Origin of the sequence: Saccharopolyspora sp. ASAGF58 (assembly GCF_012277335.1) — a bacterium.
Lineage (GTDB): Bacteria > Actinomycetota > Actinomycetes > Mycobacteriales > Pseudonocardiaceae > Saccharopolyspora > Saccharopolyspora hattusasensis.
The window spans coordinates 3,785,442-3,809,253 of the sequence record NZ_CP040605.1; the positions used below are offsets into that span (position 1 = coordinate 3,785,442).

The following is a 23,812-nucleotide window of genomic DNA, read 5'->3' on the forward strand; positions in this document are numbered from 1 at the left end:
CTGATGACCAGGCGATCAAACAGTCGCCTTGCGCTCAGCGATCGTGACACGGGTTCGTCCACTGTGCTCGTTTCGTTCGCCGGGTGACACCCGGGCCGATCGGGGCGGGTACGGCAGTGGTGTGAAGCACTGTCACGAGATCGAGTGGTTAGGTTAGGCTCCGCTCACGGACACGGACCTGATCGCCGACCTCACAGATCGGCTGCGGCCCATCGCCGAGGCGTATCCGGACGCGGAATGGCTGGTGCGGCACTGGTTGATCAGCCCGAGGCTGACCGATTCGCCGCGCTCAACGGTTCCGGACTGCGGCCGGGGCGTCGCTGAGCCCGGCGTCCACAATGGATCTTCGGTGGGCGTGTTCGGCAAGGCGGGGTCCGGGCGAGCTGCGGAAGTGGGGTTGCCGAACAAGAATTCCGCGCTGATGCTGTTTGGCCGCTCCGCGCCGGGTGAGTAGTCCCACGTCGGTCGATGCGGTCAGCAGCTGTACTCCGGATCGGATCATAAGTAAGGTAAGCCTTACTTATCTTGTTGATCGTGGGGAGAACGATGCCGGGTCGTGCTGACGAGCAGTTGCCGTTGTCCGCCGCGCGGCCGGATGTCGCGTCGCTGGCCGGAGATTCGAGCGCCACCGCGCCCACCTTCCACCGCCAGGCCGACGCCTCCGGCGCGGCCGATGCCCTGGCCCTCACCGCGACCGGAAGCCGGGCGATCTGGTCCGACGCGCTCATCGCCGCCTTGGGCGCCTACCTGCACCGGTTGACCGGGGCCACCGACGTCGTGCTCGGACTGCCGGTGATGGGCCCGCTCGGGTCGGCTGCGCCGCGGGTGCCCGGCATGGTCGTCAACGTGCTGCCGCTGCGGCTGCGGATCGCCCCGGACACCACGCGCGCGGAGCTGATCACGCAGGTCGTCAAGGCTATGCGGCAGGTGCGCAGGCAGCAGAACTACCGCAGCGAAGACCTGCGCCGCGACCCGAAGCTGCTGAGCTCGGACCGGCCGCTGTCCGGGCCGGTGATCAACATCAGGTCCCTCGACCACGAGCTCACCTTCGGCGACAGCCCGGCGACCGTGCACAAGCTCGCGGCCGGGCCGGTCGACGACCTGACCATCGAGGTGCACAACTCCGGCGGCGACCTGCGCTTCGAGTTCGACGCCAACCCCGAGCGCTACGGCGAGGCCGAGCTGACCGCGCACCGCGAGCGGTTCCTGCGGTTCCTCCAGGAGTTCTCGGACTGCGCCGGGGACACCCCGGTCGGCCGGATCGACCTGCTCTCGGCCGAAGAGCGCGACCGGATCCTGAACGAGTGGAACGCGCCGATCGCCGATGTCGGCGCGCCCCCGGCGGCGCCGCTGCCGCAACTGTTCGAGGAGCAGGCCCAGCGCACCCCGGATTCAGTCGCGGTCACCTTCGGCGAGCAGAACCTCACCTACGCCGAGCTCGACGCGCGGGCCAACCAGCTCGCGCACCACCTGATCGACCACGGCGTCGGGCCGGAGCAACTGGTCGCGCTGGCGCTGCCGAGATCCGTAGAACTGGTGGTGGCGCTGCTGGCGGTGCTGAAGGCCGGTGCCGCGTACCTGCCGCTGGACCCGGGGCATCCGGCCGAGCGGAACTATGTGATCGGGGACGCGCAGCCGGCCTTGCTGATCAGCGACGCCGAGCACGCGGCCCGGCTGCCGGACGGGATCACCCGCATCCTGCTGGACGATCCGGTCGAGGCCGAGGAGATCTCCCGGCACTCGCAACGCGATCCGAAGGCCGGCGAGCGGGGACCGCTGACCTCCGAGCACGCCGCCTACGTGATCTACACGTCTACCTCGACAGGGCAGCCCAGGGGCGTGTCGATCCCGCACCACAACGTGGTCCGGCTGTTCAGCGCGACCGAACCGTGGTTCTCCTTCGACGGCAACGACGTCTGGACGTTGTTCCACTCCCACGCGTTCGACTTCTCGGTGTGGGAGCTATGGGGCGCGCTGCTGCACGGCGGCCGGTTGGTGGTGGTGTCGCACGAGGTCAGCCGGTCGCCGCAGGAGTTCCTGCGGCTGCTCGCCCGCGAGCGCGTGACCGTGCTCAACCAGACGCCTTCGGCGTTCTACCAGCTCAGCCAGGCCGATCGGGAGGCGCCGGGCACCGAGCTGGCGCTGCGGTACGTCATCTTCGGCGGCGAAGCGCTGGAACTGTACAGGTTGGACGACTGGTACGACCGGCACCCCGAGACGCCGAAGTTGATCAACATGTACGGGATCACCGAGGCCACCGTGCACGTGTCCTATGTGGAGCTCGACCGCGAGGCGGTCGCCCGCCGCGACGGCAGCCTGATCGGCCGCGGCATTCCCGACCTGCGGGTGTACCTGCTCGACGGACTGCTGCAGCCGGTGCCGCCAGGCGTGGTCGGGGAGCTGTACGTGGCAGGCGAAGGCCTGGCCCGGGGCTACCTGGGGAAGCGCGGGCTGACCGCGCAGCGGTTCGTCGCGGACCCGCACGGCGCGCCGGGGACCCGGATGTACCGCTCCGGCGACCTGGGCCGGTGGCGGGCGGACGGCGGCATCGAGTTCGTCGGCCGCGCCGGCCAGCAGGTCAAGGTGCGCGGGTTCCGCATCGAGCTCGGCGAGATCGAGACGAACCTGGCGGCGCATCCGCAGGTGCGGCAGGCCGCCGTCGTGGTGCGCGAGGACCAGCCCGGCGACAAGCGACTGATCGGTTACCCCGTCGGTGCGGCAGAGCCGAGCGAACTGCGTGCGCACCTGGCGGACCGGCTGCCGTCCTACGGTTCGCGCGACGCTCTGGAAATCTTGCTGCCGCTGCGCACCGAGGGCAGCAAGGAACCGCTGTTCTGCGTGCACCCGGCGGCGGGGCTGGCGTGGCCGTTCTCCGGGCTGCTCAAGCACATCGACGCCGCGCGGCCGATCTACGGCATCCAGTCGCGCGGGCTCGCGGAGCCGAAGCCCGTCGCGGGGAGCCTGCCCGAGATGGCCGCCGAATACCTGGAGCACATCCGGCAGGTGCAGCCGTACGGGCCGTACTACTTCCTCGGCTGGTCCTTCGGCGGCGTCGTCGCCCACGAGATGAGCACCCAGCTGCAGGCGCAGGGCGAGGAAGTGCGGTTCCTGTGCATGCTCGACTCCTACCCGAACGACGTGTGGGACGTGTTGCCGGCCAAGGAGGAGGCGCTGAAGGCGCTGCTCTACATGGCCGGCTACGACCTCGCGGAGCTCGGGGAGGGGACGCTGACCAGGGCCGACGTGATGGAGATCCTGTCTGCCGAGGGCACCGCGCTGGCGAACCTCGAAGAGCACAGCATCACGGCGATCATCGACAACTTCGCCAACTGCGCGGTGCTGGAGAACGAGGCGGTCCACGACAAGTTCCAGGGCGACGTGCTGTTCTTCACCGCCACGGTCAACCCGGCCAAGCCCTCGCTGACCGCGCACATGTGGCAGCCGTACGTCGACGGCACGGTGCACAACCACGACATCGCCTGCGAGCACAAGGACATGACGCAATGCGGCCCGCTCGCCGAGATCGCCGCGATCGTCGACCCGGCCTTGACCGGGGCCGCCCGGTGACCGGGGCCGCCCGGTGACCGGGGTGCCAATTTCGCGAGAAATTGACCGTCACCCGGGTGAACGTCAATTTCTCGCGAAATTGCGCCCCTTCCGGGTTGGGGGACACGGTGGGTGTTGGGCGAACAATGAAGGAGCACGACGATGACGAACCCGTTCGAAGATCCGGCCGCGGAGTACTACGCGCTGATCAACGAGCAGGACCAGTACTCGCTGTGGCCCGCCGCGATCGCCGTGCCCGCCGGGTGGACCATCGCGCACGGCCCGGCCGACCGGGAGTCCTGCGTGGACCACATCGAGGTGAACTGGACCGACATGCGGCCCGCGTGCTGATGGTGGTGTTGCTCCGCGGCGTGCGCCCGCAGGCGGCCGTGTGCGTCTGCTACGTGCGGCGATGTTCATGAACGGCATGGATGCCACGATCGTCAACGTGGCGCTGCCGGCCATCGGCGCCGAGTCCGCCGTGCCGCCAAGCGCCACCTCGGCGGTCGACGTCGGCTACAAATGAGAAACTGAAACCGCGGGTCTTGTAATCGCGGGCACAGCGGGAATGATGTACGGCCGGGTGCGGTTGTAGGCACCGATGGAAACTGATGCGTCCCCGGAGCACACCGAGTCGGGCAGCGCGACTGCAGAGCAGGACGACCCGATCAAGGGCCTGGCCCGTGGCGACTCGCCCGTGGCGTTGTCGGTGCTCGACCTGTCCACCGTCGGCGTCGAGCACAGCCCTTCGGACGCCCTGCGCACCACCACCGAGCTCGCCCGCAGCGTCGAGCGGTGGGGGTTCCACCGGCTGTGGGTCGCCGAGCACCACGGCATGCCCGGCATCGCCAGCTCCGCGCCCGCCGTGGTGATCGCGCACCTCGCCGCGCACACCACCACCCTGCGCCTGGGCTCCGGCGGCGTGATGCTGCCGAACCACGCGCCGCTCGTCGTCGCCGAGCAGTTCGGCACCCTGCAGGCGCTGCACCCCGGCCGCATCGACCTCGGCGTCGGCCGCGCACCCGGCACCGACCAGGCCACCGCCCGGGCCCTGCGGCGCACCACCGGGCTGCTGTCCGCCGACGACTTCCCGCAGCAGCTCGGCGAACTGATCGCCTTCCTCGACGACGACTTCCCGGTCGACCACCCGTACGCCGCGATCCAGTCCGTGCCGCACGGCCCCATGCCGCCGGTGTGGCTGCTCGGTTCCAGCGGCTTCAGCGCGCAACTGGCCGGCGCCCTCGGCCTGCCATTCGCTTTCGCGCACCACTTCAGCGCGCAGAACACGCTGCCCGCGCTGCAGCTCTACCGGCAGTCCTTCCAGCCCTCGGAAGTGCTGGCCGAGCCGTACGCGCTGATCGGTGTGCAGGCCGTCGCGGCCGACACCGACGAGGAAGCGCTGGACATCATCCGGCCCGTCGCGCTGAGCATGCTGCGGCTGCGGCGGGGTATGCCCGGCAAGCAGCCGACCCGCCGGGAGGCCCGCGAGTACCCGTACACCGAGCTGGAGCAGAGCTTCGTAGACAGCTGGCTGGCAGACGCCGTCTACGGCGCTCCGGAGTCCGTCCGGGCCGGGCTCGACGAGCTGCGCGAACGCACCGGAGTCGACGAGCTGATGCTCACCGCGAATGTGCCGGACCGGGACAGCAAGCTGCACTCGTTCGAACTGATCGCCAAGGCGTACCGGATGATCTAGCCGCTCGCCAGTTGTTCTTGAACTGGCGAAGCCGCCTGGCCCGCGCATGCGAGGTGACCACCCGCGGGTTTTCGGGGGTAGTCTCGGGAACACAGCCCCCAGCGTGGCGTTTGGGCATGCATGAGTCGGGGATTGCCGGACCGAGGGGGCGTCTGAGGTTCCGCTACGGGACCACCTACGCAAATTGGTCACTAGAACAAGTTCTCAAGGTGTGCGCCGCCACTCTTGGCCGAGGTCCGGCGCAGGCGCTCGGACCCGTGGCGTACGGTCTATTGACACCGGTCTTTCTAGGCACGAGGCGGGATTGAGGGATTGGCGTGAAGCCTGGTGTGCTGGCCTTCTACCGGATCATGGCGTACGTCACCGCGGTGCTGTTGATCCTCCTGTGCGCCGCGATGGTGCTCAAGTACGGCCACTACGTCGGTTTGTGGTCGGAGGGTTCCTCGACCCAGCAACTCGGTGAGACGTGGACCTTCCGGATCGGCGTGGCGCACGGGTGGTTGTACATGGTGTACCTGCTCGTCGCAGTGGTCGCCACCACCCAGCTCCGCGCACCGATCGGCCGGATGCTGCTGGTGCTGCTGGCCGGCACGATCCCGTTCGGCGCGTTCGTCGCCGAGCGCAAGGTGACGCACTGGCACGAGCTGCGATTGGCGGGCAAGCCGATCACCGCGCCGCGCAGCGTCGCGAAGTCGGAGGAATCGCACGCCTAATGACAGCAGCTCCGGAATCCGCCACTTCGCAGCCCGCGCCGGCCGCCGGTCGTCGTCGCGGCGTGGTGGCCGCCTACCTGGCCTTGACCAAGCCGCGCGTCATCGAGCTGCTGCTTGTCACCACGATTCCCGCGATGTTCCTCGCGCAGCGCGGTGTCCCATCGTTGTGGCTGGTCATCGTGACGCTGGTCGGCGGTGCCATGTCCGCCGGTAGCGCCAACGCCCTCAACTGCGTCGCGGACTCCGACATCGACGCGGTGATGAACCGGACCAAGAAGCGCCCGCTGGTGCGCTACGAGGTGCCGCGCCGCAACGCGCTGGTCTTCGGCATCGTGCTCGGCGTGGTGTCGTTCGCCGTGCTGTGGCTGGGCGCGAACCTGCTGGCTGCGATCCTCGCCACGGCCGCGCTGCTGTTCTACGTCTTCGTCTACACGCTGGTGCTCAAGCGCCGGACCTCGCAGAACATCGTGTGGGGCGGCGCGGCCGGCTGCATGCCCGTGGTGGTCGGGTGGGCCGCCGTCACCGGCAAGGTGGAGTGGCCCGCGCTGGTGATGTTCGGTGTGGTGTTCCTGTGGACGCCGCCGCACTTCTGGTCGCTGGCCATGAAGTACAAGGACGACTACGCGCGTGCCGGGGTGCCGATGCTGCCGGTGGTCGCCACCGCGCGGCAGGTGTCGGCGCGGATCCTGGCCTACAGCTGGGCCACCGTGGGCTGCACGTTGCTGCTGGTGCCGGTGACGAGCTGGGTGTACGTGGCGTTCGCGGTGCTCGGCGGGGCGGCGTTCCTGATCGTCGCGCAGCGGCTGCACGCGGCGGTGCGCAACGGCCAGGCCTTCAACCCGATGAAGCTCTTCCACCTGTCGAACTCGTACCTGGCGCTGCTGTTCGTGGCCATCGCGGTGGACGCCGCCGTCGGTCTGCCCGTGCTGGGCTGAAACGGCACCCATCGCCGTCGACTATAGGCGGAGGTGGAGTCGGAGGGCGCTCTCGAGCTTGGCGAGGGTGTTCTGCGGCAAGGTTCCGATGCGGTTGCCGATGCGGTTGACCGCGACCGCCCGGACCTGCTCGGCCTGGGCTTTCGAGTCGTTGGGCAGGCCGCATTCGGCGGCCCGCAGGAGCACCTGGAACGGGTGCACGCGGTCGATGTTGGAGGTCACCGGCACGACGGTGATCACTCCTCGCCCGGCCCGCTGGGCGCCGCGGTTCGCGGCGTCGTTGCTGATGACGACCGCGGGGCGGGTCTTGTTGGCTTCCGAGCCGCGGATGGGTTCGAAGTCGACCCAGTAGAGGTCACCGCGGCGCATCGGCGATTCCGTCGGCGGCAGTCGCGTCCCACAGTTGCGCGTCGGCGCTGCCGTCCCACTCCTCCCAGGCGCTGGCGTAGGCGTCTTCCAGGCCGGCGTTGCGCAGCAGGTTGATCGCCTGATGGATTACTGCCGACCGCGATGGCGCGCCGATCTGCTGGGCGTACTCGTCGACGAAGGTGACGTCTTCGTCGGTCAGGCTCACACTCACCTTCATACCGCGATGCTACCCGCGCTACCACCCGCGGTCATACCGCTGTTTTGCCTGGTAGATGCCCGTGAGCGTTTTGCGGCGCCATGGCACCCGAAACCACTCACGGGACCTGACCAGCGGAAACGTTCAGCGCATGATCGGGAAGATGCCTGGTGCGCCGCGCCCGGTGGCCGCGTCGACGAAGGCGACCGGATCCGCGGTGTCGGTGAGCAGGTGCACCGTCTCGCGCAGCGGTTCGCCCACCATCGGCCCGGGCACCGGGAGGTCCAGCGCGGTGGCCATGTCGAAGTAGTGCACCACCGCCTCCATCACGAAGATCCGCAGCGCCTCGCCCGCCGGCACCACGGCAACGCCGCCGTAGTCGACGCGGCGGTTCAGATCGGCGCCCCGCAACGCGGCGACGACCTTCGGGGCCACCTCGGTGAACTGGGCGACCAGCTCGCCGGTCGAGGTCGCTGCGGCCTGCTCGGTCGCCTGGTCGCGGAGGAGGTCGGCCGTCTGCTCGGCGACGCCGCCGGACTGCTGCATGAACGCGAGCAGTTCGGCGGCGTTGTTATGAGTCACCTGTCCCTCGGCTTCCGGCGCGTCCAAGGCCGCGCCGGTCGCGGCCGGGAATCCGCTGTGGTGGGCGTAGACGTCCTTGATCGTCCAGCCAGGCAGCCGGGTCGGCCGCTGCCACCGGGTCTCGTCGAGGCTGCTGCCCAGCTCGGCCCACGCCCGCCACGCTTGATCCAGGGCGTCGATGATCATGCTTCTCCGATCAGTTCGAAGGTCACGCACGCCCGGCCGCCGAAGCGGTCGGCGTGCTCGTGGACGGCTGCTTCGAGGAAACCACGGGCGTGCTCCTCGGCGGGTTCGTCGCTCAACGCCTCCAGGTAGGTCCGGTGCGCCGCCAGCGAGGCCACCGCCCGGTCCAGGGTGCCGGTGATGTCCTCGGCGTGCGTCGGGTGCGGCGAGGCGGCGATACCGATCCAGCGCACGCCTCGCCACGGCTCGTAGCCCTGCTCGACCAGTTCCGGGAAGATCCAGCGGTTCCCCGCATCGGCCACCGCGTCCAGCACCGCCCGGCCGACCGCGCGGTGGTCGGCGCTGTTCCAGTTGCCCGGCCCCCAGTCGTCGTGGTGGTTGAGCGTGATCACCAGTTCCGGCCGGTGCTTGCGGATGGCGCGAGCCAGGTCCTGCCGCAGCGGCAGGCCGTGCTCGATCACGCCGTCGCGGTGATCGAGGAACTCCACCGACCGCACGCCGACCTCGGCCGCGCTGGCGATTTGCTCGGCTTCGCGCAGCGGCGCGGCGTCCTCCGGTGTGACCCCGTCGATGCCCGCCTCGCCGCGAGTCACCAGCAGGTAGGCGACCTCCCGGCCGCTCGCGGTCCAGGCCGCCACCGCGCCTGAGCAGCCGTACTCGAGGTCGTCGGGGTGGGCGACGATGGCCAGCGCGCGGTGCCAGTCCTGCGGCATGGGCTTGAGGTCGTCGGCCATCGAGTCATCCTCCCAAAGTCCCGTTGCTAATAGTTCATTCTGGGGTTGCGCGGAACAACTTGCCACGCAATTTCCCGTCCTCCGCAGGAATCATCGCTTTGGTGGAGTCCCTTTTCCGTCCCGCGGCCAACCGCAACCGCTATATCCGAACGCATACGCAGGTGAGCAAGCGCCGGAGGCGCTTGCTCACCTGCGCAGCTCGCGCCGCGGGTTCTCGGACGTCGTCCGGGGTTCTGCTACCCGCACGGCCTCGCGAACCAGCTCCTCCCTCAACAACTTTCTTCTATTCCGGGAAATTCGCGTTGTGGCACATCTACGCTAGGCAACTGCGTCGGGTTGGTCGGGGCCAATACGTTCGGGGGGAAGGTGATCCGGTTCGCGAGGAGGTCAGCTCAGCAGATGAAACTGCCTCGGACGTCAAGACCCGTTGTCGGTCTGCTCATCGCATTTCTCGTCGCGTTGGGCATCCCGGCCGCAGCCGCGGCGGCGGCCCCGGAGAACGTCCCGGTCGTCACCTACGACGCCCGCCAGGCGGCCGAATTCCGCGACGCGGTGGATGCCGGTGCGAACGTCTGGAAAGAAAACGTGCGGAATCTCCGGCTGGAGCCCGCCACCGGCGGCGCGGCCGACGCCGTGGTGCTCGCCGACGACGGCTGGCCGCGCGCCGAGGTGATCGGGCTCGGGCAGGGCCGGGTCTGGATGGGTCGCCAGGCGGTGAACGAGGGCCACGGCGCCATCCGCATCGCGGCGCACTAGCTCGGCCACATCCTCGGCCTGCCGGACAACCGCACCGGGGAGTGCGAGGACCTGATGTCGGGCGTGAGCGCCGGGCCGGACTGCGACAACGCGAAGCCGAACCCGGACGAGATCGCCGAGGTGGAGCGCAACTTCGCCGGCGGCGTGCGGATCGCCCCGCAGGTGTTCCGCGAGGACGTGCTCGCCGCGCGGTGAGCACGCGGGCGGCGGCGGTCTTCGCCCCGATGCGCCGCCACCCGGTAGAACTTGCTGTTTCCGCTGTTCAGGGCCCGTGAGTGCTTTTGGGTGCGATAACCCAATGCCGCTTAGCTTGAGTTGATCTTGTTGTTGGTGGCGGGGATGATCTCGGGTGTGGTGGATGATGGCGTGGTGGCTGGGGCCCGGTTGACGGATCTGGTTTCGCTGGGGGTGCTGGCCTCGTCGGTTCCTCGGGATGTGGTCGATGAAGTGATCGTCGCGGCGGGGCGGCAGGCCAAGCGCTCGGATGGGAAGCTTCCGCCGCACGTCATGGTGTATTTCGTGATGGCGATGGCGTTGTTCGCCACGGAGGATTATGAGGAAGTCGCGGCCCGGCTGACCGATACGCTGGCGGCGTGGGGCTGCTGGGATCAGCAGTGGAGTCTGCCTACTTCGGGTGGGATCACCCAGGCTCGTCAGCGGTTGGGGGCCGAGCCGCTTGCGGAGTTGTTCGCCCGGGTCGCGGTCCCGGTGGCCGGGGAGCTGACCCGGGGTGCGTTTCTCGGGCCGTGGCGGTTGATGGCCATCGACGGGTTCGAGTGGGATGCACCGGACACCAAGGCCAACGGCGCGGAGTTCGGATACGGCGGCTCGGGGGAGAGCCGGTCGGCGTTTCCGAAGGTCCGTGTGGTGTCGGTCAGCGAGTGCGGCTCGCATGCGATGGTGGACGCTGAAATCGGTGGGGTCACCGGCAAGGGCAGCGGGGAACAGACCCTGGCGAGACGGTTGTACCGGCGCCTGCAGCCTGGCTGGTTGCTGATCGCCGACCGCAACTTCTACACCTGGCAGGACTGGTGCACCGCGGCTGACACGGGTGCGGAGCTATTGTGGCGCGTCAAGTCCAACACGAGGCTGCCGGTGCTGGGATCGCTGTATGACGGCTCCTACCGCTCGGTGCTGATCGAGGCGAAAATCCGGGGCAGGGCACGGCAAGCGCTCATCGACGCCGCCGCCCGCGGCGAGGATCTCCCTCCTGATCAGGCCAGGATTGTGCGGGTCGTGGAATACACGGTGCCCGACCGCGACGGCAACGGCAAGGGCGAACTGATCCGGCTGATCACCACTATCACCGACCCCACCGCAGCGCCGGCGGCGGCGTTGGCCGAGAGCTACCACCACCGCTGGGAACACGAAACCGCCAACGGACAGATCAAAACCGTCCTGCGCGGACCGGGAAGAGTGCTGCGGTCGAAAAGCCCCGACATGGTCCGCCAGGAGCTCTACGGCTACCTGCTCACCCACTACGCGATCAGCGCGCTGATCTGCCGGGCGGCCACCGAAGCCGACATCGACCCCGACCGGGTCAAATTCACCCGCACCGTCCGCATCGTCCGCCGCCGGATCGCCGATCCGGCGGCTTTTTCCCCCTGAACACCAGAAACGATCTCTGGCCGCTATCACCTCCGACATCACCGCCGCCCGCAACCTCAATCCCCGCCGCCGCCACCGCAGCTACCCCCGCGTGATCAAACGCGGCCGCCACAACGCCTACCGAGTCAAAAAACCCACCGACACCGGAACCCGCCACGACAGCCCGCCCAGCATCCAACTCACCCACACAGCAGCATGATCAAAATAGGCTAAGCGGCATTGTGCGATAACCCCCAAAAGCACTCACGGGCCCTGCCTCACCGGTTCGGAGTAAACGGTGCCGGGAACCGCTTTCGCTGCGCCGCCGTCAAACTCCGTGAACCCCGCTTGAACGGGGTTTGGCGGTACTAGGCTTGGTGATCATCAACGGGTCACTCCGCGACAGCGGAGAGCAGCGAGGCGGGCGAGGTCATGCGCGACGAGCCAGGGCACGACGAGCGGCAGCCGGAAACCGGCGAGCCGGTTGGCGCCGCGCGGGAACCGGCGGTGCCGGCGGGCGAACCGGCGGGCGAATCGGCGGGCGAATCGACAGGGAAACCGGCTGGATCGGCCCGATCGGAGAATGACCCGGTTGAGCCTGCGAAAGGGTCGGCCGAGGCGGCGAGAAAACTGGTCGGGCCGCCGGAAAACCCAGCTGAGCTCGGGGACGACCACGCTGATTCGGCGGTCGAACAGGAATCCGGCGAGCAGCCTGAGGAATCCGGCGAGCAGCCCCAGGAATCCGGCGAGCAGCCTGAGGAATCCGGCGAGCCGTTACCCGACGCACCGCCGGACCCGGTCGCGCAGCTGGCCGAGGCGGTCGCGGCGCTCACCGAACAGGTCCGCGAACACCACGAGCGCGCCGCCGCCCGCGAAGGCGTCATCGACAAGCTGCACGCCGAGGTGGAGCGGCTGCGCGCCGGGGAGCAGAACCTTGTGCTGCGCCCGATCACCAAGGATCTGCAGAACCTCCGCAAGGACCTGCTGCACCAAGCCCGCCTGCTGCCCGCCGAAATCGGCCGCCAGCAGGTTGTTGACCTGCTCGAATCCTTCGCGCTGAGCGCGGAGCAGGCGTTGGAGCGCTGCGGCAGCGCCCCGATCCGACCGGAGATCGGCGCCGAGTTCGCGCCGCGCGAGCACCGCGCCATCAAGGTCCTCCCGGCCGACGACCCCGCCCAGCACGAGCGGATCGCCGTCGTCGTCTCCGACGGATACCTGGACACCACTACCGATCGCGTGACCGTCCCCGCGCGGGTGCACGTGTACCGCTGGAGCGCCGAAACCGTGGCCACCGAGAACGACCCGCGAGCAGAGGGGATGAGCGCAGATGTCTGACGGCGACCTGAGGGTGTTCGGCATCGACCTGGGCACCACCTATTCGGCCATCTCGTACGTCGACGAGACCGGCCGACCTGCGGTTTGCCGCAACACTGACAGCAACGAGACCACGCCCTCGGTGGTGTTCTTCGAGAACGAGTCCAACGTGGTCGTCGGGTCGGTGGCGAAGAACTCCGCGATCATCGACCCGGACCGGGTGGTGTCGCTGATCAAGCGGCAGATGGGCAGCGACGCCGAGTTCCAGTTCGACGGCACCACCTACACCCCGGAGTCGATCTCGGCGCTGATCCTCAAGCAGCTCGCCCAGGACGCCGCCGCGCACACAGGTGGCGAGGCGACTCGCGCCGTGATCACCGTGCCCGCCTACTTCGGCATGCTGGAGCGCAGCGCGACCAAGAACGCCGGTCAGATCGCCGGGCTGGACGTGATCGGCATCGTGCCGGAGCCGGTGGCGGCGGCGCTGCACTACGAGGCGACCACCGACGCCGAGGACAAGACGATCCTGGTCTACGACCTCGGCGGCGGCACCTTCGACACCACGGTGATCCGGGTGTCCTCCGACGAGATCGTGGTGATCTGTACCGACGGCGACGACAACCTCGGCGGCGCGGACTGGGACACGCGGCTGCGCAACCACCTGCTGGCGAAGTTCCTGGAGCAGGCGCCGGAAGGCACCGAGGCCGACGACGACGAAGAGTTCATGCAGTCGCTGGCCACCACCGCCGAGGAGACCAAGAAGCAGCTGTCCAAGGCGGAATCCCGCGCGGTGGCGCTGCGCGGCGCCGGGGTCAGCGCCCGCGTCGAGGTGACCCGCGCCCAGTTCGAGACCGAAACCCAGGACCTGCTGGACAAGACCGTCGACATCGTCAAGCGCACGCTGGCGACCCTGCAGAACAAGCAGCCCGGCGCGCAGATCGACGACGTGCTGCTGGTCGGCGGGTCCACCAAGATGCCCGCGGTCGCCGAGCGGCTGCGCGCGGACTTCGGCTGGGACCCGAAGCTGCACGACCCGGACCTGGCGGTGGCCAAGGGCGCCGCGCTGTACGCGCTGGGCCGCGTGGTGCACCGCGAGATGACCGAGGCCGCCGAGCAGGGCACCACCGGTGTCGCGGAAGCGGTGCAGAACGTGGCGCAGCAGACCGGGATCTCGGTCAAGGCGCTGGAGAACCTCGCCGCCAAACAGACCCGCAACGTGCTGCCCAAGGCCTTCGGCGTGAAGCTGGTCGACACCAGCGACCGGGACTGGCAGCAGAAGCCGACGAAGCACTTCGTCAAGCACCTCGTGCACGCCAACGACTCGCTGCCCACCGACGAGCGCGTGCTGGAGGCGGTCACCGTCGAAGACGGCCAGACCAGCGTGATGATCGAGCTGTTCGAGCAATCCGGGGTGGTCGCCGGGCCGGACCTGGACGAGAACAAGCCGATCAACGAGGGCAAGGGGCTCATCGACGGGTTGCCGCAGCTGCCCGCCGGATCGCCGGTGAACATCCGCATGACGGTCGACGACGAGGGCCTGCTGGAGCTGACCGCCGCCGAACCGTCCACCGGCAAGTCGCTGGACATCAAGGTCCGGGTGAGCGTGCGCAGCGACGAGGAGGTCGCCGAGGCCAAGAAGGTGGTCGCCGGGATCACGGTCTCCGGCTGAGAATCCGCCGCGAGGTTGTCCGGGGTGCGGGGTGTCCCCGCAGGACACAGTCGAGAACCTGCGGCGGCGGCTGCGCCGTGTCCGAGATGAAGATCGAACAAAGGTCAAAGGCAGGATCCGATGCAACCCTTCGATCCCAAGGCCTATGAGCGCGAAGTGGTGCGGCCGCTGCGGGGACGCAGCGGCCGATTACCCGACGACCTGCTGACCAGGTACGCGGTCGAGCCGGGCTGCTCCGACGCTGAGCTGGCGCAGCGGCTCACCCAGGTCCGTTCGCACTGGAACAAGAGCGCCCAGTCCACCGCGAAGTCCAGCTTCACCACCAGCGTCTACAAGGCGTTCCTGCGTGAGGACGAGGAGCTGCGGCGCGCGCACGGCGATGCGATGTCCGGCATGTCCTGGTGGCGCAACCGGAACATCGACAGGGCCGGCGCCAGCAAGGAACAGATCGACGAACTCGTCGGGATGCTGAAGGCGAGCTTCGGCGAACTCGGCCTGATCACGCCCGGGCAGCTGGCGGCGATGCGCGAGACGTTCGGCCAGCTGGCGCCCGCCGAGGTCGACCAGGCCCTGGACAAGGCCGGCGTGCAGACCGCGACACCGCGGGAACTGCCGAAGATCAGCGGCCTGTCCGAGACCCTGTTCCGGCGGCTGAAAGCCCTGCTGGGCGACGCTGAAGTCACCGGAATTCCCGAACTCCTGCACGGCAAGCTCAAGAACTACCGGCTCCTGGTGGACTTCGACAGCACTCCGTCCTTCCCGACCGGACTCACCGCGAAAGCCATCCAGCAGGCCATCGACCGGGAGAACCGGCGCTCCGGAAACCAGGCCGCCCGCGAGGCGCTCGGCATCCTCAACACGGTGGTCGGCAAGGACGGCGCGGACCTCCGGCTGCTGGCGCTCTACCACCTCCTCGACGACGTGCGCCGGCTCCGCGAGAACGGCGCACCCGCCAGCGCGTTGCTGAAGGTGCTCGGCCGAAGCGGGCTGGACGCGGGCGAGGTCCGGCAGGTCGTGGTGAGCGTCCTCAGCGAAACCGGCACCACCGCGCCACCGGTCACCGGCCTGCAGAAGGTCACCGATCTGCTGGCCGACGGCCAGCTCATCGCCGCCCAGCAGACCCTGGCAGCGATCACCGACACCGACGAGGCGACCGCCGCGAAAGCGGCCGTCGACCGGCACGCGGAGCAAGTACGGCAGCTGCGCGAAGCCGCGCACCGTGCGCTGCGCGGCGGAGCCGAAGGCGAAGCCAGGCGGCAGCTCGGCGAAGCCGCGCGACTCGCCGCCGACGACGACGCGATAGCGGCGGAGCTGCGGCGGATCCCGCTGAGCCCGGTCGACGCCGTGACTGCGCAGCCGGAAGGCGTCGGGGTGCGGGTGTCGTGGCGGGCAAAGCCCGACCACGACGACGGCACCCGGTACCGGGTGGTGCGCCGAGCCGGGCGGATGCCCGGCGACGCCGACGACGGCGACGTAGTCGCCGAAGGCGGGGCGACGGCGGTGGTGGACGCGGCCGTGGCGGCCGGCGGGCGCGTCGGGTACGCGGTTTTCGCCGCCGGGGACGGTGGCGTCTGGTCCCGGCCGGTCGGGGCGACCATCGACGTGCTGCCGCCCGTGCACAAGGTGCGGTTGGCCGTTCGCGGCGGGGCGGTCGAGGGGAGTTGGGTCGTTCACCGGGACGCCGTCGGCGTGGACGTGCGCCGGCGTCGCGACGGGGAATCCGCGGACGTTCCGGTGCCGACCAGCGGTGGCACGGCCTTTCGCGATTCCACAGTGGACACCGATGGTGACTGCACCTACCTGCTGACCGCTCGGTACCGCCGACCGGACGGCACCGAGGTCTCGGCCGAGGCCGTGCCGGTGCGGCACACCGCGCGGGTCGCGGCGACGCTGCCGCCGGTCACCTCGTTGGACGCGCGGCGCTTCGGCGGCGAGCTGGTGCTGTCGTGGGTGTGGCCGGAAGACGTTCGGATGGCCGAAGTGACCTGGACGAACGCGTTGGCCGGCACCGGAGGCGGGCAGCTGCGGTTGACCCGGCAGCAGTACCAGGCCGACGGCGGTTGCCGCATCGGCGCCGGGCCCGGCACCGTGCGCGCGCAGGTGTCGGCGATCGCGACCGCCGACAACGGCGAAAGCCGGTCGCTGCCCGCCGCGCTGGAGGTGCCCGGGGCGCCGCCGCAGGTCAGCTACCGGGTGGAACGGCAGAACCGGTTGTTCGGCACGAGCACCGCGCGAATCGTGCTGACCGCCGACCAGCCGGTGCCGGACTGCACGGTGCTGGTGGTCGTCGCGCCCGGCCGCGTCATGCCGCTCAAACCCGACGACGGCCACGTCCTGCACCGCGGTGTCCACGATCTCCGCGAACCGCTGGAGCTGACCGTCGAACTGCCGCGCCGGAAACCGTTCTGGCTGCGGTGCTTCGTGCACGCCGCCGGTATCGAGCTGATCGATCCGCCGATCTCCCAGCTGAAGGTGTCCTGATGCACATCCTCGATGCGGCACAACCGACCCCGAAGCCCGTCGCCGTCTCGACGTGGAGAGGTCCGCAATTTCAATGGAAATTGCGGAAGTTCTCCACAACCTCCGGCGTGTCGACGGACCGACACTCCGGAGGTCCGCGATTTCAATGGAAATCGGACCTCCGATTTCCATTGAAATTGCGGTGGAACGGGGTGGTCGGTCGGTTTGCCGCGTGGAACGAGTCCGGGGAAGGCTCCTGATGGCCAAACTCGCATGTCCCTACTGCTACCACCGGTTTCCCGCGAGCAACCTGTGGTTCCAGTGCACCGGTCGGCCCGCACCCGGCAAGGAGAAGTGCCGGAAGGTCGTCGACCCCGAACGGCAGCGGCTCACCGGCTACGCCCCCGCTTCCTGGCCGGCCTTCGCCGCGGCGAAGGCCCTGCTCGGGCGCACGCCGCGCCGGGCGCCGTGCCCGGACTGCGGCACGGTCAGCGGCATCCGAGCCTGCCCGGTGTGCCACACGCCGCTGCCCGCCAACTTCGCCGACAGCCGCAGCCCGCTGATCGGGGTGGTGGGCGGCAAGAACGCCGGCAAGACCGTCTACACCACGGTGCTGGTGCACGAACTGCGGCACAACATCCGGCGCCGCTTCGACGCCGACATCTCCTTCGCCGGGGAGCAGGCCGGGGTCGGCACCGCCCAGTGGCTGGAACGCTACGAACAGGCGCTGTTCGGCGACCGGGCGCTGTTCGAGTCCACCGCCAGCTCCGCCGACGGCATCCGCATCCCGCTGGTCATGCAGTGGCGGCAGCCGCGCGTGCAGTTCGGCCGCCAGGTGCACAACACCACGACGCTGTCGTTCTACGACGCCGCCGGCGAGGACATGACGACCCAGGAGTTCGTCAACAGCCAGGCCTACCTGACCGCGGCGGACGGGCTGATCGTGCTCCTCGACCCGTTCCAGCTGCCCGGTGCGCAGGACCGCATCGCGGTGCCGGACGTCGGCCGCCGCGACGCCGAGCCGCCGATCAACGTGCTCAACCGGGTCACCGAGATGCTGCGCTCCAGCGTCGGGCTCAGCGACCGCAAGAAGATCGCCACCCCGATCGCCGTGGTGTTCTCCAAGATCGACGCGTTCTTCGGGATGCTCGGCGACAACCACCCGCTGCTGCGCCCGCCAGCCACCGGGCCCGAATACGACGAGGCGGGCGGTCAGGACGCCGACGAGCACCTGCGGGCGCTGCTGGCCGAGCTCGGCGCCGACGACCTCGACGGGCATCTGCGGGCGCATTACCAGGCATTCCGCTATTTCGCGGTTTCCTCGCTGGGTGCGGAGCCGGACTATGACCGCAAGCAGATCGACCCGGCCGGGGTGCGGCCGTTCCGCGTGGACGAACCACTGCTGTGGCTGCTCAGCCACTTCGGGATCATCGAACGGAGCCGACGATGAGCGGGCGCGAGTTCCAGTCGCTGTACTACACCGACTGCCGACCGGGCCAGGGACTGCGCGGCGGCGCGGGATTCCAGTTCCAGGCCGTCACCCCGGGCACCACCGACGAGATGATGACCGCGGTGCAGCGCTCGGCGCTCTACGAGGCCCCGGTCGGCTGGATGCGCGAGAAACGCGAGGTCTCCGAATACCCGCCTTCGCTGGTCCACGTGCACGGCGCCGTTTACGCGACCGCCCGCGGGATCTACCTGGGCGCGGAGACCGGCGGCGTGCGGGAGGGCAACCAGTTCACCCATGCGCTGGCCACCGCCGACCCGCAGTTGTACGGGCCGATCCGGCCCGCGCAGCTGTGGGGCGCGCGGTGGTGGGTCGAGGAACCTGCGGAGACAACCGAGTGCGAGGCGGTGCCCGCCGAACCCGAGGCCGGCCCGCTCGGCGTAGAGGCGCTGCGGGACTGGGTGCTGGGCCGGCAGGACGGCGAATCCTGGTTGCTCGCCGTGCATTCCGCGATGGACCGGGTGCACGACGAGGGCGCGCCCCGGCTGGTATTCGTCAGCGAGGACGCGGAGACCGCGGTGCGCTGGATCGCGGCCGGAACGCTCCTGCTGCCGCAGGAACGGGCGCTGCGGGTGGGCTTCCGGGTATTCGCGACCAATCCGCAGTACAGCGGCCACGAGGTGCTGGCGGTGCACCCGGACTGGGCCGGATCGCTGGCCGACCCGGACCGCAACTCCGACTACGCGGTGTTCAACCTGGTCAGCGGCGAGCACCGGAAGGCCGAGCCGACCGCCGCCGCCCGGCATTGGGTGCCGCGCTTCCTCGGCGCCGACCCCTACGACGTGGTCGACGCCATCGAGCTGTCGCACCAGTTCGCACGAGGCCGGGGCGGGAAGCCGCCGATCGTGGCGGATCGGCTGGCCGCCGGGGTGCTGATGCTCGACGAGACCGTTTCCGGGCAGGATTCCGCGCTGGCGCTGGCCGAGTGGCTGGTCGCCCTGCCGTCGGTGTCCGCGACGGACGTCGTAGAGCCGGTGCTGGATGCCGTGCTGGCCGCCTCACCCGGTCTGCCGGTACTGGCGAAAATGGCGGAGACCAACACGGCCCAGGCCGGTCGGGTGCGGACCGCGTTGCTGCGCGCGGAGATAGACGAGATCGTGCGCGGCACCCCGGCCGACGCCCGGCCGCCACTCGCGCCGTGGCCGTGGAGCCCGGACGAGGCGGAGGAGACCTGCGCCCTGGTCGAGGCAGCCGTCGGCGCTGTCGCCCCGGAACGGATGGACCTGCTGCTGCGGACCGCGACCAGGTTCGACGTGCGGCCCCGGGTCGGGAGGTTCGGCGAGGCCGCCGGGCGGTTCGTCGAGTGGTGGGCCGAGCACCCGCACGCCGGTTTCGACCCGGCGCGCTGGACGTGCGGCCCGGAGATGACCGACTTGCTACGCGACGCGCTGACCCGCCGCCTGACCGGCCCGGACTCGGCCGCGGTCGTCGAGGCGATCAATGACCGCTGGTGGCGGCTGCTCGCCCCGACCCTCAGCGACCCCTTCATTCCGCTGGATGCGGCGATCGGCGCAGCGGCGGTGGCCGCGGGCGGTCCGGCCCGCCAGGAGACTATCGAGCGCTTCCGCGAGCAGCTGCGCGCACCGGACCGGCCGGGTACCGGCGAAGCGGTGTGGGAGGCGTTGTTCCGGAACTCGGCGCCCACCATGGCCGAGGTGAAGGACTTTCTCACCGTTCTTCCTTCTACGGCTGTTTCGGATTCCTTGGCGCAGAAGGCATTCGCGGCACTCGATAAGTCCAAAGTGTCCGGTCGCTACCTGGACGTCCTGCGGATGCTGGGGCACCACATCGGCGACCGGGAGAACCTGCGCAAGCTGTGGGAGGAGGACAGCCGGCTGCGGTCCTGGCTGAGCACCGTCACCCGCAAGGGTGCCGCAACCGATGCCGCGGCACTGAAAGACGTCTCCGAAGAGGTCTTCACCGCCCGCGCGGAACAGATCATCGCGGCGCTGATCGGCGCCTCGCCGCAAGCCACGCTGGACGCCACCGAGCAGGGCGGCGAACAGCTGCAGACGATACTGGTCCACGCGCTGCCCGCGGTGTGGAACGACGAGCAGGCCGAGCCGTCGCGGCGGGACCAGGCGGTCGTGCTGGCGTTCCTGACCGCCTGGCACGACACCACCTCCGAAGAGGTGCGGAAAGCTTTCGACAAGGCCCTGGAACGCTGGGCCGGCAAACACAAGCAGTCCGACTACCGGCGGATCAGCAAGCTACTGCGCGGCGTGGCGGCCGAGGACGCCGCCGCCTGGCACGAGTGGTTGCAGGAGTACTCGCAGCAGAAGCCCAAACCGACCCGCACCCGTGAGCTCGCTCGGCGGCTGTTCCACAGACGGGAGAAGTGATGCCGTACATCATCGGCGGCATCCTGCTGCTGTGCTTGGGGCTCTGGATCGCCTCGGTTGTGATCACCATCGTCGCCTGGCTGTTCCCGGTGTTCATGCTGATCGGCAGCTCCTGGGCGTTCGTCGCGACCTGCCAGGTGCTGCTGGGGCGCGGTTCCCGGGTTCCGGTGCTGGTCACGCCCAACGACGTGGTCAACGGCACCGCCGGGCTGCACGAGCCGAAGGGGCCGTTTCCGCGCGACTGGGCCTGGCCGAGCTACCTCGCCGCCCAGTGGCGCCGCGACCTGATCGCCGCCTGGCACAACGGTTCCGGCTTCATCGTGCGCGGCTGGCGGTGGGGCTTCAACTACGGCAACGGCAGCAAGCTCAAGTGGGTGAGCATCGGCCTGACCATCCTGGTCTGGTCCGGTGTCACGCTGGGTGCGGTGCTGGGCGCGGTCGAGGTGGTGGTCATCTGCGCGATCGCGCTGGGCCTCGGTTGGCTCGGGTGGGCCGCGGTGGTCGGCGCCCTGCGCGGCTACGACCACGTCGTGCGGCGGATGCGGAAGGCCAGCGGGAGTTGCCCGGTGTGCTACCACGTGATGGCAGTCCCCGCCTACCGGTGCAGCGCGTGCCAGGTGGTGCACCACGACATCCGGCCCGGCGTGCTGGGCGCGGCGTCGCGCACCTGCGGGTGCGGCGCGAAGCTCCCGACGACAGTGCTGCGGGCGTCCCGGCAGCTGGAGGCGCTTTGCCAGCGGTGCGACCGGCCGCTGCGCGGCGGCTCGGGCGCGGTCACCGACATCCGGGTGCCGGTCTTCGGCCCGGTGTCGGCGGGCAAGACCCGGCTCGTGCACGCGGGTCTGGTCACGCTCCGGGACGTGGCCGCCGCCGAAGGCGTGGTGCTGGACTTCGTCGACGACACCAGCAGGCAGGCCTTCCAGCACGGCGAGCAGCTGATCGCCAGCGGCGGCGACACCGCGAAGACCCCGGCCGGGCAGCTGCCCCCGGCGATCACGGTCCGGTTCACCCGCGGCGGTTCGGGGAAGTCCCGGGGCCAGGCGCTGGTGCACCTCTTCGACGCGGCCGGCGAGTTCTACCTCGACCGGGACGACAACAGCGAGCTGGAATTCCTGGACCACGCCGGGGGACTGGTTTTCGTGGTCGACCCGTTCGCCATCGGCTGGGTGCGCGACCAGCTCGGCGGCGCGCTGGAATCCCGCCTCGTCGAGGCGCACCCGGCCAACGGCGACCCCGAGCAGGTCTACCACGTGACGGCCCGGCGGCTGCGCGACTACGGGGTCGAGACCGAACGGCGTGCCCTGGCGATCGCCGTGGTCAAGGCGGACCTGCTGACCGACCTGCCGTGGGCCGCCGACCTGTGCGCCGGTGCGGTGCGAGGTTGGCTGAACACCGCGGGCCTGGACAACCTCGTGCTGGCCGCGGAGCGGGACTTCGCCGAGGTCCGCTACTTCGTGGTCTCGTCGGTCACCGGGACCAAGCCCGGCCACCGGCTCACCCCGGCCGCGCCGTTCCGCTGGCTGCTGGGGCGCGGCGGTTTCGCCCTCGGTCGCGACGAGAAACCGACCACGGAGGCGGTATGAGCATTCGTCCCCCGGCGAACTACCGGGTGTCCCGCTGGTTGCTGGTCGTGGTCTTGGCGATCGCGATGCTGGCCAGCATCCTGTTTTCGGCGACCAGCTGCGCCGACGTCGTGACCTCGGTGCTGAACAATGGCTGACGAGCTGGTGCTCGGCATCGACCTCGGCACCACCTACTCCGCGGTGGCGTGCATCGTGGACGGTGATGTCGAGGTGGTCCGCAATCGGTTGGGCGAGCTCACCACGCCCTCGGTGGTGCACTTCGCGTCCGCCGGCACGGCCGTGGTCGGCGCGGCGGCGCGGGACAGCCTGGACCCGGAGAACACCGTCGAGCTGATCAAACGCCGGATGGGCACCGTATTCGAGCTGATGTTCCACGGCGCGAGGCACACGCCGGAATCGGTGTCGGCGCTGATCCTGCGCAGCCTCGTCGACGACGCCATCGCCCGCTTCGGTCCACATGAGACGGTCCGGGCGGTGATCACCGTCCCGGCGTATTTCGGGATCCGGGAACGCGAGGCCACGCTGCAAGCGGCCCGGCTGGCCGGGATCGACGTGCTGGAGGTGCTGAGCGAGCCCGCCGCGGCGGCGCTGCACTACGCCACCCAGGCTGAGTCGGGCGCCGCGCTCGTCTACGACCTCGGCGGCGGCACCTTCGACACGACCGTGCTGCGAGTGGCCGTCGGCGAGGTGCACGTGGTGGCCACCGACGGCGACAGCAGGCTGGGCGGCACCGACTGGAACGAGCGCATCGCCGAGCACCTGGCGGACGCGTTCGCCCGCGAGTTTCCGGACGCGGACCCGGATGACGAGGACTTCCAGCAGCAGCTCCGGGACGTCACCGAGCAGGTCAAACGTCAGCTGAGCACGGTCACCGGGCGCAGGGTGGGGCTGCGCTGCGGAGCTGATGCGGCGAGCTTCGACATCGACCGGAAGACGCTGGAAGACCTCGGAGCCGACCTGGTGGACCGCACCCTGCGGATCGTGGACCGGGCGCTGGCCGCTGCCGCGGAGAAGGGAGTGTCCCGGATCGACGAGGTGCTGCTGGTCGGCGGAGCCACCAAGATGCCGGCGATTCGGACGGCGCTGCAAGCACATCTCGGCCGCGCCCCGAAGATCGTCGACCCGGACCTGGCGGTCGTCTCCGGCGCAGCCGTTCGCGCGCGTCGGCTCGCCTCGTCGCAGGCCGGTGCCCGGACCACGGCCGCAGTGGTACCGCGCAGCTTTGGCGTGCTGATCGAGGACAGCCACGACGAGAAGCTGCGGAGCTTCACCGAACACCTCGTGCACCGCAACGAACCGCTGCCCGCCGTCGCGACGGCCCGGTTCGCCACCATCGTGGACCGGCAGCGATCAGTACGGATCCAGGTGTTCGAGCAGTCCGGCGACGTGCCGTCGCCGGAGGTCGAGCACAACCGGCGGGTGCTGGACGGCGAGTTCGCCGGATTGCCGCCGCTCCCCGCGGGTTCGGTGATCGAGGTGACGCTGCGGGTCAGCGCGGACGGCCTGCTCGCGGTGACCGCGCGGGAACCGCTCGGCGGCGCCGCGCTGGACCTGGAGGCCTATGTGGACGGTGTCGTCGACGGCGCGGAGACCGACCAGCTCGCCAAGACCATCGCCGGTCTGTCGGTGCGGTGCTGAAG

20 protein-coding genes are annotated in these 23,812 nt (G+C 69.7%); 16 read left to right on the forward strand and 4 right to left on the reverse strand.

What is annotated here, in order from left to right; genetic code table 11:
- The first annotated feature begins 546 nt into the window (after positions 1 to 546).
- From FDZ84_RS18110 to FDZ84_RS18135, 5 genes are all read left to right on the forward strand, one after another.
- Positions 547 to 3,567, forward strand: a complete 3,021-nt coding sequence (locus FDZ84_RS18110) for an amino acid adenylation domain-containing protein (protein WP_246869081.1) — start codon at positions 547 to 549, stop codon at positions 3,565 to 3,567.
- Between the two features lie 141 nt (positions 3,568 to 3,708).
- Complete coding sequence (locus FDZ84_RS18115; RefSeq protein ID WP_168586880.1) at positions 3,709 to 3,897, forward strand: MbtH family protein; 189 nt, start codon at positions 3,709 to 3,711, stop codon at positions 3,895 to 3,897.
- Between the two features lie 250 nt (positions 3,898 to 4,147).
- Positions 4,148 to 5,242 (forward strand): LLM class flavin-dependent oxidoreductase, encoded by a 1,095-nt coding sequence (locus FDZ84_RS18125; protein WP_168586881.1) that lies wholly within the window; start codon positions 4,148 to 4,150, stop codon positions 5,240 to 5,242.
- A 317-nt stretch (positions 5,243 to 5,559) separates the two neighbouring features.
- A complete protein-coding gene (locus FDZ84_RS18130; RefSeq protein ID WP_168586882.1) occupies positions 5,560 to 5,955 on the forward strand; it encodes a DUF3817 domain-containing protein in 396 nt (131 codons plus the stop codon).
- Positions 5,955 to 6,890, forward strand: coding sequence for a heme o synthase (locus FDZ84_RS18135; protein ID WP_168586883.1), 936 nt, complete (start codon positions 5,955 to 5,957; stop codon positions 6,888 to 6,890). Before FDZ84_RS18130 ends, FDZ84_RS18135 begins: the two co-directional genes overlap by 1 nt.
- A 21-nt stretch (positions 6,891 to 6,911) precedes the next feature.
- On the opposite strand, the gene FDZ84_RS18140 is transcribed toward FDZ84_RS18135, so the two are convergent.
- The 4 genes from FDZ84_RS18140 to FDZ84_RS18155 form a co-directional block, all read right to left on the reverse strand.
- Positions 6,912 to 7,259: a type II toxin-antitoxin system PemK/MazF family toxin gene (locus FDZ84_RS18140; RefSeq protein ID WP_168586884.1), complete on the reverse strand. Its 348-nt coding sequence runs from the start codon at positions 7,257 to 7,259 to the stop codon at positions 6,912 to 6,914.
- The gene (locus FDZ84_RS18145; RefSeq protein ID WP_237710550.1) at positions 7,246 to 7,464 is read right to left on the reverse strand and encodes an antitoxin; all 219 of its coding nucleotides are present in this window, start codon (positions 7,462 to 7,464) and stop codon (positions 7,246 to 7,248) included. The genes FDZ84_RS18140 and FDZ84_RS18145 overlap by 14 nt, the downstream gene beginning before the upstream one ends.
- A gap of 135 nt (positions 7,465 to 7,599) precedes the next feature.
- Positions 7,600 to 8,223, reverse strand: coding sequence for a maleylpyruvate isomerase N-terminal domain-containing protein (locus tag FDZ84_RS18150; protein WP_168586885.1), 624 nt, complete (start codon positions 8,221 to 8,223; stop codon positions 7,600 to 7,602).
- Positions 8,220 to 8,954 (reverse strand): PIG-L deacetylase family protein, encoded by a 735-nt coding sequence (locus tag FDZ84_RS18155; RefSeq protein WP_168586886.1) that lies wholly within the window; start codon positions 8,952 to 8,954, stop codon positions 8,220 to 8,222. The genes FDZ84_RS18150 and FDZ84_RS18155 overlap by 4 nt, the downstream gene beginning before the upstream one ends.
- 399 nt (positions 8,955 to 9,353) lie before the next feature.
- Here FDZ84_RS18155 and FDZ84_RS38955 point away from each other — a divergent pair, with 399 nt between their 5' ends.
- The 11 genes from FDZ84_RS38955 to FDZ84_RS18205 all read left to right on the forward strand — a co-directional run bounded on the left by FDZ84_RS38955 (position 9,354) and on the right by FDZ84_RS18205 (position 23,810).
- Entirely contained in the window at positions 9,354 to 9,710 is a 357-nt protein-coding gene (locus FDZ84_RS38955; protein WP_246869082.1) for a hypothetical protein, read from the forward strand.
- A 9-nt stretch (positions 9,711 to 9,719) separates the two neighbouring features.
- On the forward strand, positions 9,720 to 9,905 hold the full coding sequence (locus FDZ84_RS38960; protein ID WP_256413756.1) for a snapalysin family zinc-dependent metalloprotease: 186 nt from the start codon (positions 9,720 to 9,722) through the stop codon (positions 9,903 to 9,905).
- A 144-nt stretch (positions 9,906 to 10,049) separates the two neighbouring features.
- Entirely contained in the window at positions 10,050 to 11,318 is a 1,269-nt protein-coding gene (locus tag FDZ84_RS18165; protein ID WP_168585803.1) for an IS4 family transposase, read from the forward strand.
- A 411-nt stretch (positions 11,319 to 11,729) separates the two neighbouring features.
- Positions 11,730 to 12,632, forward strand: coding sequence for a nucleotide exchange factor GrpE (gene grpE / locus FDZ84_RS18170; RefSeq protein WP_210435605.1), 903 nt, complete (start codon positions 11,730 to 11,732; stop codon positions 12,630 to 12,632).
- On the forward strand, positions 12,625 to 14,280 hold the full coding sequence (locus FDZ84_RS18175) for an Hsp70 family protein (RefSeq protein ID WP_168586887.1): 1,656 nt from the start codon (positions 12,625 to 12,627) through the stop codon (positions 14,278 to 14,280). The genes grpE and FDZ84_RS18175 overlap by 8 nt, the downstream gene beginning before the upstream one ends.
- 120 nt (positions 14,281 to 14,400) lie before the next feature.
- Positions 14,401 to 16,761 carry a hypothetical protein gene (locus tag FDZ84_RS18180; protein ID WP_168586888.1) on the forward strand — a complete coding sequence of 787 codons (2,361 nt, stop codon included), beginning with the start codon at positions 14,401 to 14,403 and terminating at the stop codon, positions 16,759 to 16,761.
- Between the two features lie 238 nt (positions 16,762 to 16,999).
- A complete protein-coding gene (locus tag FDZ84_RS18185; RefSeq protein ID WP_168586889.1) occupies positions 17,000 to 18,190 on the forward strand; it encodes a zinc ribbon domain-containing protein in 1,191 nt (396 codons plus the stop codon).
- Entirely contained in the window at positions 18,187 to 20,589 is a 2,403-nt protein-coding gene (locus FDZ84_RS18190; RefSeq protein WP_168586890.1) for a GTPase-associated protein 1-related protein, read from the forward strand. The genes FDZ84_RS18185 and FDZ84_RS18190 overlap by 4 nt, the downstream gene beginning before the upstream one ends.
- Complete coding sequence (locus tag FDZ84_RS18195) at positions 20,589 to 22,172, forward strand: hypothetical protein (RefSeq protein ID WP_168586891.1); 1,584 nt, start codon at positions 20,589 to 20,591, stop codon at positions 22,170 to 22,172. Before FDZ84_RS18190 ends, FDZ84_RS18195 begins: the two co-directional genes overlap by 1 nt.
- Positions 22,169 to 22,309, forward strand: a complete 141-nt coding sequence (locus tag FDZ84_RS18200; RefSeq protein ID WP_168586892.1) for a hypothetical protein — start codon at positions 22,169 to 22,171, stop codon at positions 22,307 to 22,309. Before FDZ84_RS18195 ends, FDZ84_RS18200 begins: the two co-directional genes overlap by 4 nt.
- Positions 22,302 to 23,810, forward strand: coding sequence for an Hsp70 family protein (locus tag FDZ84_RS18205; protein ID WP_168586893.1), 1,509 nt, complete (start codon positions 22,302 to 22,304; stop codon positions 23,808 to 23,810). Before FDZ84_RS18200 ends, FDZ84_RS18205 begins: the two co-directional genes overlap by 8 nt.
- The last annotated feature ends 2 nt before the right edge of the window (positions 23,811 to 23,812 follow it).

What these genes read in the sequence shown, in the direction of transcription:
- FDZ84_RS18125 (WP_168586881.1), top strand. Translation starts at nt 4,148, where the DNA reads ATGGAAACTGATGCGTCCCCGGAGCACACCGAGTCGGGCAGCGCGACT.
- FDZ84_RS18195 (WP_168586891.1), top strand. Translation starts at nt 20,589, where the DNA reads ATGCCGTACATCATCGGCGGCATCCTGCTGCTGTGCTTGGGGCTCTGG.
- FDZ84_RS18175 (WP_168586887.1), top strand. Translation starts at nt 12,625, where the DNA reads ATGTCTGACGGCGACCTGAGGGTGTTCGGCATCGACCTGGGCACCACC.
- FDZ84_RS18135 (WP_168586883.1), top strand. Translation starts at nt 5,955, where the DNA reads ATGACAGCAGCTCCGGAATCCGCCACTTCGCAGCCCGCGCCGGCCGCC.
- FDZ84_RS18165 (WP_168585803.1), top strand. Translation starts at nt 10,050, where the DNA reads ATGATCTCGGGTGTGGTGGATGATGGCGTGGTGGCTGGGGCCCGGTTG.
- FDZ84_RS18190 (WP_168586890.1), top strand. Translation starts at nt 18,187, where the DNA reads ATGAGCGGGCGCGAGTTCCAGTCGCTGTACTACACCGACTGCCGACCG.
- FDZ84_RS18185 (WP_168586889.1), top strand. Translation starts at nt 17,000, where the DNA reads ATGGCCAAACTCGCATGTCCCTACTGCTACCACCGGTTTCCCGCGAGC.
- FDZ84_RS18205 (WP_168586893.1), top strand. Translation starts at nt 22,302, where the DNA reads ATGGCTGACGAGCTGGTGCTCGGCATCGACCTCGGCACCACCTACTCC.
- FDZ84_RS18140 (WP_168586884.1), bottom strand. Translation starts at nt 7,259, where the DNA reads ATGCGCCGCGGTGACCTCTACTGGGTCGACTTCGAACCCATCCGCGGC.
- FDZ84_RS18180 (WP_168586888.1), top strand. Translation starts at nt 14,401, where the DNA reads ATGCAACCCTTCGATCCCAAGGCCTATGAGCGCGAAGTGGTGCGGCCG.
- FDZ84_RS38955 (WP_246869082.1), top strand. Translation starts at nt 9,354, where the DNA reads ATGAAACTGCCTCGGACGTCAAGACCCGTTGTCGGTCTGCTCATCGCA.
- FDZ84_RS18110 (WP_246869081.1), top strand. Translation starts at nt 547, where the DNA reads ATGCCGGGTCGTGCTGACGAGCAGTTGCCGTTGTCCGCCGCGCGGCCG.
- grpE (WP_210435605.1), top strand. Translation starts at nt 11,730, where the DNA reads ATGCGCGACGAGCCAGGGCACGACGAGCGGCAGCCGGAAACCGGCGAG.
- FDZ84_RS18155 (WP_168586886.1), bottom strand. Translation starts at nt 8,954, where the DNA reads ATGGCCGACGACCTCAAGCCCATGCCGCAGGACTGGCACCGCGCGCTG.
- FDZ84_RS18150 (WP_168586885.1), bottom strand. Translation starts at nt 8,223, where the DNA reads ATGATCATCGACGCCCTGGATCAAGCGTGGCGGGCGTGGGCCGAGCTG.
- FDZ84_RS18115 (WP_168586880.1), top strand. Translation starts at nt 3,709, where the DNA reads ATGACGAACCCGTTCGAAGATCCGGCCGCGGAGTACTACGCGCTGATC.
- FDZ84_RS18200 (WP_168586892.1), top strand. Translation starts at nt 22,169, where the DNA reads ATGAGCATTCGTCCCCCGGCGAACTACCGGGTGTCCCGCTGGTTGCTG.